General features: G+C 38.4%; 11 protein-coding genes, 1 rRNA gene and 1 pseudogene. 2 read left to right on the forward strand and 11 right to left on the reverse strand.

All coding sequences use genetic code 11. The annotated features are described in order from the left end of the window. Positions 1-7: 7 nt before the first annotated feature. From AC6CHS_RS04915 to tnpB, 10 genes and pseudogenes are all read right to left on the reverse strand, one after another. On the reverse strand, positions 8-367 hold the full coding sequence (locus AC6CHS_RS04915) for a DUF2620 domain-containing protein (RefSeq protein WP_498234503.1): 360 nt from the start codon (positions 365-367) through the stop codon (positions 8-10). Further along, positions 364-744, reverse strand: a complete 381-nt coding sequence (locus AC6CHS_RS04920; protein ID WP_498234505.1) for a PRD domain-containing protein — start codon at positions 742-744, stop codon at positions 364-366. The genes AC6CHS_RS04915 and AC6CHS_RS04920 overlap by 4 nt, the downstream gene beginning before the upstream one ends. Before the next feature lie 71 nt (positions 745-815). Further along, positions 816-1,748 carry a GntR family transcriptional regulator YhfZ gene (yhfZ, locus tag AC6CHS_RS04925; RefSeq protein ID WP_498234507.1) on the reverse strand — a complete coding sequence of 311 codons (933 nt, stop codon included), beginning with the start codon at positions 1,746-1,748 and terminating at the stop codon, positions 816-818. A 144-nt stretch (positions 1,749-1,892) separates the two neighbouring features. After that, positions 1,893-2,234, reverse strand: coding sequence for a VOC family protein (locus tag AC6CHS_RS04930; RefSeq protein ID WP_498234509.1), 342 nt, complete (start codon positions 2,232-2,234; stop codon positions 1,893-1,895). 57 nt (positions 2,235-2,291) lie between these two features. Further along, positions 2,292-2,756 carry a DinB family protein gene (locus AC6CHS_RS04935; protein ID WP_498234510.1) on the reverse strand — a complete coding sequence of 155 codons (465 nt, stop codon included), beginning with the start codon at positions 2,754-2,756 and terminating at the stop codon, positions 2,292-2,294. Positions 2,757-2,849: 93 nt separating this feature from the next. Beyond that, positions 2,850-3,866, reverse strand: coding sequence for a serine hydrolase domain-containing protein (locus AC6CHS_RS04940; protein ID WP_498234512.1), 1,017 nt, complete (start codon positions 3,864-3,866; stop codon positions 2,850-2,852). Positions 3,867-4,151: 285 nt separating this feature from the next. Next, positions 4,152-4,424 (reverse strand): hypothetical protein, encoded by a 273-nt coding sequence (locus tag AC6CHS_RS04945; protein ID WP_498234513.1) that lies wholly within the window; start codon positions 4,422-4,424, stop codon positions 4,152-4,154. Between the two features lie 53 nt (positions 4,425-4,477). Beyond that, complete coding sequence (locus tag AC6CHS_RS04950; RefSeq protein ID WP_498234515.1) at positions 4,478-5,269, reverse strand: GNAT family N-acetyltransferase; 792 nt, start codon at positions 5,267-5,269, stop codon at positions 4,478-4,480. 26 nt (positions 5,270-5,295) lie between these two features. Beyond that, on the reverse strand, positions 5,296-6,057 hold the full coding sequence (locus AC6CHS_RS04955) for a hypothetical protein (protein WP_498234517.1): 762 nt from the start codon (positions 6,055-6,057) through the stop codon (positions 5,296-5,298). Between the two features lie 121 nt (positions 6,058-6,178). Next, positions 6,179-7,327: pseudogene (gene tnpB, locus AC6CHS_RS04960) on the reverse strand (IS200/IS605 family element RNA-guided endonuclease TnpB). A 358-nt stretch (positions 7,328-7,685) separates the two neighbouring features. Between tnpB and dpsA the strand changes: the two are divergent. Beyond that, positions 7,686-8,630, forward strand: coding sequence for a dipicolinate synthase subunit DpsA (gene dpsA, locus AC6CHS_RS04965; protein ID WP_498234518.1), 945 nt, complete (start codon positions 7,686-7,688; stop codon positions 8,628-8,630). A gap of 193 nt (positions 8,631-8,823) precedes the next feature. Beyond that, a complete protein-coding gene (locus AC6CHS_RS04970; RefSeq protein WP_498234520.1) occupies positions 8,824-9,954 on the forward strand; it encodes an amidohydrolase in 1,131 nt (376 codons plus the stop codon). Between the two features lie 98 nt (positions 9,955-10,052). Here AC6CHS_RS04970 and rrf read toward each other — a convergent pair. After that, positions 10,053-10,168 (reverse strand): 5S ribosomal RNA (gene rrf, locus AC6CHS_RS04975). Between the last annotated feature and the right edge of the window lie 95 nt (positions 10,169-10,263).

A 10,263-nucleotide genomic window follows, 5' to 3' on the forward strand; every position in this document is an offset into this window, starting at 1 on the left:
TGGTTATCTACGCTTTATTTTTTAATGCATTTACAATCATAGGAATTGCCTTTTCCATATGATCTCCAGTAAACCCGAATGCCTTTTTACCAGCATTTACGGCTTCTATTACTTTTTCCTCTTGTGGTTGCTTTCCTGGCATGGAAACGGTTTCACATTGATCCCGGCCAATCATAGCAATAGCCATAGCTAAAGCTCCCCCACCGCCAGTGTGACAGGCGCCAACATAATAATCCGCCTGACTGGTTTTGATTGCCATGGCTGCGTCCAAGTCAGACTTCACGGATGTTTCAATACTTGCATCTAATTCTTTAATTAACCCTTCAATTGCCTTCTTTTCTACTTGGCCACCGATAACAATTTTCATTTTTTATCTCCCCCTTGATTTGCTTCTATTATGGTAGTATAGTGCATTGATAAAAACGCTTTCTCTTCTTCCGGCAGTTTGTGTCCCCATATCTGCTCAATATTTTTTATATGATTTTCCGCAGTGGGATAATAATGTGAATTTCTTACTTCTTTCATAATTTCGGAAGATGGGCCTTCAACTAGCTCGCCTTCCCCAATCCGTGTAATTGCGGAAGGCAAATGGGTAAACAGCATTTCCGATTGTTCTACATCTTCCGTCTTTAATTCTGTTACTAAATAATCAAACGCTCTTACCGTTACCTCGCATGCTGGCTTGGAAATAACATTTCCTAACGCTAAGATCTGCAACCTGTCTTTTAATTGTTCTAGATTCATCCTTACCCCTCCTTTAATATACAGTTTTTTGTATATTGATCGAAAAAGAAAAACCGCTATTTCTATACTTTCTAATAATGCGGCAACTTCTCTTTTCTAACAACCTTCCTTTGTGTTTCCACAATATCCATTATATCTAACTGCTCAAGATATTTTTTTACATCTGAACGGTCTTCCTCAATCAATACCACTGAACTAGTCGCTTTTTCAGAAATTTCCCTAGCTTTAGGGGAACGAAATGTGCCGACACCCATGTCACCATTGGTACGGTTTTCATCAGCATTCCACACTGCGGCATCGATATCTCCACTAAGAAGCATATCAAAAAGTTGCATATAGTTTACCGGAACCAACTCGATTTCGAGCCCTTCACATTCAAGCAACGTTATTTTTGATTGATCTATCGAAGTATAATCTATTCCAACCCGCATACCATCTATGACTCTGTCATTCTGTTTGTTAGCAAAGAAAACCTGGTGAGTAGACACGTACGTATGGGGCCCAAAATTGACTGCTATTTCTAAATTACTGTCTTTCGCTATTTCTTCTTCTGCTGCAAGCTGAGACATAATGATAAAATCATAGCGACGAGTTTTTAATGCATCCAGTCTTTGTTTAGATCCTCTCATATATGCCAAATTAATGTGATTAAACATAGCCTCTGATGCCTCAATCAATCCTGTCGCTAGCCCCTCATATTTTGAGGAATATGGTAGTGGCATGGCTCCTATAAATGATCCGTCTCCAGCAATTTCCTTTAATAAATGAACATCCTTTTTAAGCAAAAAAGTTCCCATATGACCTCTTGCTTCGAGTTTTATTGCATGAATATTTTCTAATACTTTAAGAGCACCTTGCACAGTACCATTGCCGATGGAAAATTCCACCGCAAAATCACTTACCCGAGGAATGCGACTTCCTTCCCTTATATGCAACATTTTGCTAGCAATTTCTTTTGCCGCCAGCCCGTTCTTTGAATATAAACCTTCCAAAATTCTACTCATATTTAACCTCACAAGTTTACAAAATATTGTATATTGTAAATTATAACGTTTTCAAAGATATAGTGCAATGAAATATGGTATTTTTTAAAATGTATGCACTTGTATTAATCACATATGATACTTATGTTAGTTGACCTTAAATTCTTACTCCCAGAAACAAACCTGCAACTTATTATTATCCAGATCATAAAAGTCAAAAAATCTATTATCACCGTCATCTTGAATTTCTGTTACTAAAACACCTTTTTCTTGTAATTCCCTATATGTATGCTGAATATCTTTAGTGAAAAAAATAGGGTATACTTGATTTTCTTTTGCTAAATTACCCCCTTCCTCAAGCGTAAGTGGCACTTCACTGTTTCCAACGGTTAATACTTGGTAATTATCACCCTTATAGCTTATTGTAAACCCTAATTGTTGATACCAAGTACTTGATTCTGGGAGATTACTAACTGTTAAACAGATCGTGTCTATTCTTTCAAACATTTAAACGACCTTCCTCTCTCATCTACTTATAAGTTATATTTAAATTTCCTATGGAAATTACTCAAACATTAAAATCCTAGGATCCTTATCATAACAGTGAACAAGCATAGCATGTAATTGCCCCCTGTGATGATAAAAGTGTGCTAAAATCTCTAATAGCCATTCATACCTTGTGTAGGTTACACCCCAATACGAAGTGGTTTTAGATAGGAGTTCCTCTTCTGACAATTTCATATAGTTACTCTCTAACGCTCTAAAATTTTTTCGCAAACCTTTCCTTATAGAATTCAAGTTTTTATATAATACTCCTGAATAGAAATTCCTCATTTCTTCTTCAGATGCTTCATTGGAAATACGCCAATCAGCTTCAAAAATAACTGCTAAATGCTCTAATAATTCTCCAACTGAATGTTTGTTAGGTGTCGGTCTTTTTTTCAAATCTTCGTCTTCTAATTGATCAATAATTTTAAGCGCTGTATTAACAGCTACTTTAATTTGGTTTAGTACACTTTCGCAATGCATCACAAGCTCCTTCACTAGACATATACAAAAATTTATTTTTTAAAAGGAAAAGAGACCAAAACATTCTCTGGTCTCTATGCTGGAGTGATTTTATCAGATCATTAACTTCTCCAGTTCCTTCAATACTTCGAACGCACCGTCCGATTCATTTGAGCAAACTACAATACTTGTAGAGTTCTCTGGATAGTATACAGAACGGAAGTTACAACCTGGGTCATACCCCATTAGAATATGCTTTTTCACTTTCCCCTGATCCATATCCACATAGCCACCATAGCTGTAATAAAGATCTTCATCTACTTCTATTTGTGGCTGGAAAAGTTTTTCCGTCATTTTTTCGGACACTAATCGGTGGTTGAAAAGAGCATCCCAAAAGGTGACCATATCTTCAGCTGTTACAAACGCACCACCATCTGCTCCACCTTTTGCTGGTACGGAAAATATATTCGTTTTGTAACTGCCATCAGTCTCTTCAATATAACCGAGTGCAGTGTTTTTTGGCAGTTTATCCATTTCGAAGTAGCCTGAATACATCATTCCTGCCTTCTCAAAAATAAACCGATCCACATAATCAGTAAAGTTCATTTCGCTAATCTGTTCAACAATTAGGCCTAACAGGATATACCCTGCATTATTATAGTGAAAGTCACTACTTGGTAAAGACGTCATTTCTCTTTTTCGGAACAATGGAAGAAAATCGTGTAGGCTACGAATTGTGTAAACTGGATTGTCTATCCAGAGTTCTTCGTAAACATCCATCTCTTCTTCATCAAAATAATCCGGGACCCCGGAAGTGTGTGTGAGCAATTGATGAATGTTTACTTCTTTGCTGTAGGTAGGAAAATCAATAGGCAGGCATTCATGGAGCTTTGTTTGAAAGCTTAATAGCCCCTGTTCAACAAGCTGACAAACTGCGATAGACGTAAATATTTTACAGCCTGAAGCAATACCAAATCGCGTCTTATAGTTATTTTCTATTCGTTCGGAACGGTTTGCAAAACCAAAGCTTCCACTATAATCGATCTCATTCTTCTTCGCATGATATACTCCTGAAAAATGCATTTTCTTTTGTAGTAATTGTATTTTCCGTTTTACTTCATTAACATTCATTTAAATCCCCCTCCATTATTTAAGTTTTTATTTTAGAGAGGGCCGTTAGTACTTCCCTCATTTTTGAATAATAATCATCATGTCCATCAGCTCCCTACAAAATTAAATATTCCTTAGTATATTATCACATAATTTAGAATACGGATTAGAAAATTTTAGAAAAACTAGCCTTTGTTCATTTTTCTTATACTAGGATTTTAAGTTTTAACTTCTCCGTAACTGCTTCACGATTAAAAGGTTATATTCTCCAAATGAAAAAAGACTTCATCTGAAGCCTTTCATTGTTTATAATACGTCATTGTTATTTTGCTGCGCTTCTTGTACCTGTTGTCGAATATCATGCAGTTCCTCATATGCTTGCTGGAATTGCGGATTTTCTGTTAGATCCATTCTCTCATTCGTTTGTAATGCTTGCAATGCTTGTTCCGCCTGTATTAATTGCTGCTCAGCTTGTTCAATCAATTTGTTATTCGCACCTTGTGCATCTATGACTGCCTGTTGTGCGCTTATTATTTGTTTATGTGCCTGCTGAAGCTTCTGATGTGTACTTTCTTCCATTATATACATCTCCTTTAGTTAATAAGATTATTTATAGTTTCCCAGAAAATAACCTATTTATGTACTGCATTAGAAGAAGGTGTATGAATGTAATATGTATCATAAGAACCAATAGACACATAGCCAAGTTTGGTAGCCAATTTAGCTGATTTTAAATTAGCGGCATCCCAGCTTGGATATTGTCCTCTCTCCAGACAATCCACTATTAAAGCAGCAGCAACACAAGTGGCGAGCCCCTTATTACGGTGGTTATCATCCGTCACAATCTCTATTTCTATTCCCTCATCATAAATGCTGTATGATGCGGCAGCACTTACTACTTTTTCATCAAACAAAATAGCAAAGCCGATCCCTCTTTCCAGGAAATCTGCAATCGAATCAAATTGCTTAATAAAATCTGGAGACACTTCAAATAAAGAAGGCATGCTTACAATGCTTTTGTCTATCTTACGTAATTCATATCCTCCAGGTAAATTTGCAGTAAGCTTTCGGAGATATGTGGAATCCAAATCCTTATGTTCTTTCCGAAACGCATGACGCTGGATTCTTTCAGCATTTCCTTTATGTACTTCTACAATCCTCTCCATCCATTCACCAGAATGAGCAATAGCTAGAATGTGTTCCGGCACATTTTTCAGAAGGTCTTCTACCCCTTCGGCAGCGGGATTACCAGCGAAAAATGTAAAATCACCTACCGTTATTTGTGCAGCCTCTGGCTTCTCCGTGTTATTCACCCATGCTTTTCCCATATGCCCTTGCAAGCAGGAGAGTATAGTGGTATCCTCCATCCCGGTAAAATATTTAGCAACTTTTTGCTTTATTTCTTGATCGGCCTCATATATCATGTCTAAACCTTCTCTCTTTATCTCTTTTAAGCAAGTTTCTCATACTCTTTTAATACGATCTCTAGAAACTGTTTGTTATATCGTGTGTGAAAATGAAGTTTTTCCACCCATTGATCCACATTTTTAAGTGCAGGCTCTTTGATTAAGCCTTCCTCCGTAGAAAGAAAGCTTTCCCAATTATAAAATTCCCAATGAGCCAAACCAGATTTGTATGGTATCCTGCATTCAAGTAATGGCTGTGGCTTTAGTATCTTTTGAGAATGCTCAGCTGCCTTTAGACAATCACGCATTACTATAGGGGTTAGCTCAAAAATTTGCCTAGAAGCTTTTCCATTTGGTCGGTAATATTGGACTTCTAATTGCTCCCCATGTTTTTCAAATTGGATCTCGGCTGCAGGGAAATACCCCTTCTGTCTTCCGCCACCGTAATTTTCCTGCCCTGCATCAATTGGTAAAGGGCTCAACCATTGATCTCCCAGATCACATAAATAACGTTTACCTTCACTATCCAAAGCAATAACAGCTATATGTGCATGGTCACTCTCCAGATGATGCCCAATAGGATATGCCGAAATTCCTGCACGTTTAAATTCATCCAATAACCAAAGTGAAAGGTCAAAACAATTTCCTGTAATCCCAAATTGCTCTCTATGCTCTTTCATTTCGGAGACAACACGTTGCCTCCCACCTTCTTCTTGCAAATGAATCCAAAACTTCGTTAAGGTTTCCATCGGAAAATCATCAAACTTCTCCCATACAGCCCGGATATAATTAGGTACGTGAAGCATCTAACCACCTCCTTTTAAGTCATTATATCAAAAGTAATACTTTGAATGACCCCCACTTAACGGACGTTTGAAGTGGGCGATTCCTAAGAACACCTTCGCAACCGAAAGTTATGTTATTAGGCTATCCCTGCGCTCCCGCAGTTAGAAGTCGTAACGCTTCGTTTCTAAGATTCAAGCTTGCGTTCTTATCCCGGTCATGATGTGTGCCGCAATGGGGACAAACCCATTGGCGCAACCCGAGATTTTTAACGGCTTTATTTTGATAGCCACAATTTGGTGTGGAACAAAGCTGACTAGACGGAAAATTTCTGGCAACACTTATCACGTGCTTTTCATACCAAGCCGCTTTATATTCTAGCATCTGTCGAAATTGGGACCAGCTCGCTTCGCTGATAGCTTTTGCTAATTTGTGATTTTTCAGCATGTTGGACACCTGCAAGTCTTCGATACCAATAATGTGGTTTTTGACAATGGCAGTAGAAATTTTATGCAAATAATCCTGCCGTGCATTGCTGATACGCTCATGAAGGCGTGCCACTTTACGCTTTTGCTTTTGATAGTTCATGGCGTCCTGTAAGGATCGTTTTTGCTTTATCGCCAGTTCTTTACGCCGTGATAGAATACGCTGTTCTTTTGCCAACCGGGACACTAATGTACGAACATGTTTCGGATTCTTATATACTGTTCCATCCGAAAGAACGGCAAAATCCTTGAGTCCGACGTCAATTCCAACAGCAGAACCTGTTTTGGCTAACGGTTTTACTTCTGTTTCAGCTAAAACCGAAACAAAATATTTTCCACTCGGGCTACGCCTTATCGTAGCGCTCAGGATACGTCCGTCAATTTCTCGGCTCTTGGCGAATCTGACAAGACCTAATTTGGGCAATTTTAGTTTGTTCCCAACCACCGCAATATTATGATTAGTATACTTCGTCGTATAAGATTGAACCGGGTTTTTCTTTGACTTAAAGCGCGGAGCTTTATTTTGTTTTTTAAAAAAGCGTTTGTAAGAATCAGCCAAGTGTTTAAGCGCTGACTGCACGGCTATGCTATCCACTTCTTAGAGCCATGCCAGTTGCTTTTTGAGTTGTGTAAGCTGGGCGGAACAAGCCTTATGTGTCAAGCCTTTTCCCGTCTTCGTGTAAGCTTCCTTCCATTGATTCAGAAAATGATTGAACACAAAACGGGAGCAACCAATCGTCTTCGCAATGAAGACTTCTTGTGATGTATTTGGGTAGATCCGGAACTTATAGGCTTTGTGAATAGACATATTGTTCACAACTTTCATACAGAAATATTATATCTATTATATCAGAAAAACAATCGGGCGCACAGCTGTTCCCCTTTATATTTAATACAGGAAAACTAGACAATTCATCTCCACCCTAGCTAGGCTTGAGGATGGAGTCATCTTGTCTAAAACCGATAAACAGTATTCTAAATAAAACAAAGGTTTGAAACGATATTGCATTGCTGTCATATTAAACGTATCGTTCCTGTAAAATATAGGGATAAAGTGAAACTGCAAAAAGTGGGGTTTTCGTTCTCCCCACTGATTGATAGTTGAACGAATCGGGGTGTTAGCGTCCGTTTTCTCCCACTAAAAACTAACGGTTTCACCTCATGTTTTGAAGTGGGAGTCTTACGGAAGGTTGCTCCGGGATAAAACGAAAGAGGGTGAGCAATTGCTTAATGGAATGAAAATACTTATTGCTGGTGGTGACGCAAGATATATAGAAGTCATTGATATGTTGACGGAACATAATGCCCAGCTTTACCTCGCAGGCTTTTCACAACTGAATATAAATAAACAAGGCGTAACGAAGGTTAACGATCTACACCAGCATATAGAAAAAATGGATGCAATCGTATTACCAGTTGCTGGAATAGATGATGAAGGAAAAGTAGAATCTCCATACTCTGATAAACCAGTGAAAATAAACGATGTGTTACTTAAAAAGACGCCCGATCACTGTAGGATTTATAGTGGAACTGCAAGGCACCAACTAAAAGAGATGGCTAAATCGGCAAATCGAAAACTAACTACTCTATTTTCCAGAGATGATCTTGCCATATATAACTCCATCCCAACAGCTGAAGGAGCCTTAAAACTAGCAATAGAGAATACAATAGAAACGGTGCATGGTGCAACTATTACCGTCCTTGGTTTTGGAAGGGTTGGTGTAACTGTAGCCCGGTTATTTTCAGCTGTTGGAGCAAACGTAACCGTAGCCGTCAGAAAAAAAGCGGCCTTTGCACGCTTATATGAGTTAGGAATAGAAGCAATAGATATGTCAGACCTTGAGCAACATGCTAGCAAGACAGACATTTTTATTAATACAATCCCCGCACCTGTTCTTACAAACAGTATAATACTAAAAATGAAACAAAGCGGATTAATTATTGATCTTGCATCAAACCCCGGAGGAACGAATTTTAACTTTGCAAAACAACAAGGGATACATGCATTGCACGCATTAGGTTTACCAGGGAAAACGGCTCCTAAAACAGCAGGGAGAATTATTGCTACTATCCTTCAAGACGAACTACTTTCTGACCACACTATAGATTAAAATAATAAAGTGACACTTCATTTGGTGGGGGTTTTACTGCCAGTTGAGGCGGGATAAATCATGACTATCTTTAAAGTATAGTACCATTTTTCAAATCCTGTACAATATTGCCAAAATAATTTATTATCAATAATAGATTAAATTCGTAATTATATTCTAAATTTATTTTTCACTAATATTTGGAGGTTTCAATATGTATGCAATTACAAATGCTATTATTTATGACGGAAATGGAAATGTACTAAAAGACCACACTATTCTCGTAAAAGATAGAAAATTTGAATCGATTGAATCGGGCGTAGCTATTCCACATGGTTATGAAGTGATTGATGCAGAAGGAAAGATAGTCACACCTGGTTTAATAGATGTACATACCCATTTAGGTGTATCAGAGGAAGGGGTAGGTCGTGAAGGTAGTGATTTTAACGAGACTAGCGATCCAGTTTCACCGCAGGTTCGAGCAATTGACGGAATTAACCCAATGGAAACTGGTTTTGCCGATGCCAGAAAGGCAGGAATCACTACCGTTCAAATAATGCCAGGAAGCGCTAATGTTATCGGTGGTGAAATGGCTGTCTTAAAGACAAACGGAAATATCGTGGATGAAATGATCCTGCGAGCTCCTTCAGGAATGAAAGCAGCTACAGGGGAAAATCCTAAAATGTTTCATGGTGGTAAAGGAAAGATGCCGACCACCCGTATGGGTGTTGCAGCAAGGCTTCGGGAGAAACTAATCGAAACACAGAATTACATGGAGAAAGAGAAAATAGAGAGAGACCTAAGTCTCGAAAATCTTACGAAGGTATTAAAAAAGGAAATACCGTTACGGGTGCACGCCCATCGCGCAGATGATATTGTAACAGTTTTACGTATTAAAAAGGAGTTTAATATAGACATTACCATCGAACATTGTACGGAAGGTCATAAGATTGCCGAATATATCGCAAAGCATGACGTATGTGTTTCGGTTGGTCCCACGATGTCAACTCGTTCAAAAGTAGAATTGAAGGATAAAGGTTGGTCCACTGCGAAAGTACTCATGGATGCTGGGATTTCGTGCTCTCTCACAACTGATCATCCTGTAGTAGGAATTGAATACTTAGTAACAAGTGCAATTCATGCAATAAAACATGGTTTAACTGAACAGCAAGCATTGCAAATGCTCACAAGCAATGCTGCGAAGCATCTTGGTGTTGAAGACCAAGTTGGTTCCATTGAAACCGGTAAAGATGCAGATCTCGTCATCTGGAACGGTGACTTGTTTGATTTGCGTAGTAAAGTTGAAACAGTGTTAATTAATGGGGAAATAGTTACGAAACAATAAAGAGATGTCAGCAGGCCTGCTTAACAGGCTGCTGACATCTTTGTATATACCAAACAAAAAAGGTTATGCATTTTGTATGCATAACCTTTTTTAAATTTGCCTGGCGGCGTCCTACTCTTGCAGGGGCAAAGCCCCAACTACCATCGGCGCTGGAGAACTTAACTTCTGTGTTCGGCATGAGAACAGGTGTGACCTCTCCGCTATTACTACCAGACCATCCTAAAAACAAGGACAGGATATATTATATGCATTTTCTTCAAAAAATGCAAGGTTTTTTTTAATTTATACCCTAAAAACTAAATAAGAGTA

This window comes from Oceanobacillus sp. GQ8, from assembly GCF_059758495.1.

What these genes read in the sequence shown, in the direction of transcription:
- AC6CHS_RS04945 (WP_498234513.1), bottom strand. Translation starts at nt 4,424, where the DNA reads ATGGAAGAAAGTACACATCAGAAGCTTCAGCAGGCACATAAACAAATA.
- AC6CHS_RS04915 (WP_498234503.1), bottom strand. Translation starts at nt 367, where the DNA reads ATGAAAATTGTTATCGGTGGCCAAGTAGAAAAGAAGGCAATTGAAGGG.
- yhfZ (WP_498234507.1), bottom strand. Translation starts at nt 1,748, where the DNA reads ATGAGTAGAATTTTGGAAGGTTTATATTCAAAGAACGGGCTGGCGGCA.
- AC6CHS_RS04930 (WP_498234509.1), bottom strand. Translation starts at nt 2,234, where the DNA reads ATGTTTGAAAGAATAGACACGATCTGTTTAACAGTTAGTAATCTCCCA.
- AC6CHS_RS04940 (WP_498234512.1), bottom strand. Translation starts at nt 3,866, where the DNA reads ATGAATGTTAATGAAGTAAAACGGAAAATACAATTACTACAAAAGAAA.
- AC6CHS_RS04955 (WP_498234517.1), bottom strand. Translation starts at nt 6,057, where the DNA reads ATGCTTCACGTACCTAATTATATCCGGGCTGTATGGGAGAAGTTTGAT.
- AC6CHS_RS04920 (WP_498234505.1), bottom strand. Translation starts at nt 744, where the DNA reads ATGAATCTAGAACAATTAAAAGACAGGTTGCAGATCTTAGCGTTAGGA.
- AC6CHS_RS04950 (WP_498234515.1), bottom strand. Translation starts at nt 5,269, where the DNA reads ATGATATATGAGGCCGATCAAGAAATAAAGCAAAAAGTTGCTAAATAT.
- AC6CHS_RS04970 (WP_498234520.1), top strand. Translation starts at nt 8,824, where the DNA reads ATGTATGCAATTACAAATGCTATTATTTATGACGGAAATGGAAATGTA.
- AC6CHS_RS04935 (WP_498234510.1), bottom strand. Translation starts at nt 2,756, where the DNA reads ATGCATTGCGAAAGTGTACTAAACCAAATTAAAGTAGCTGTTAATACA.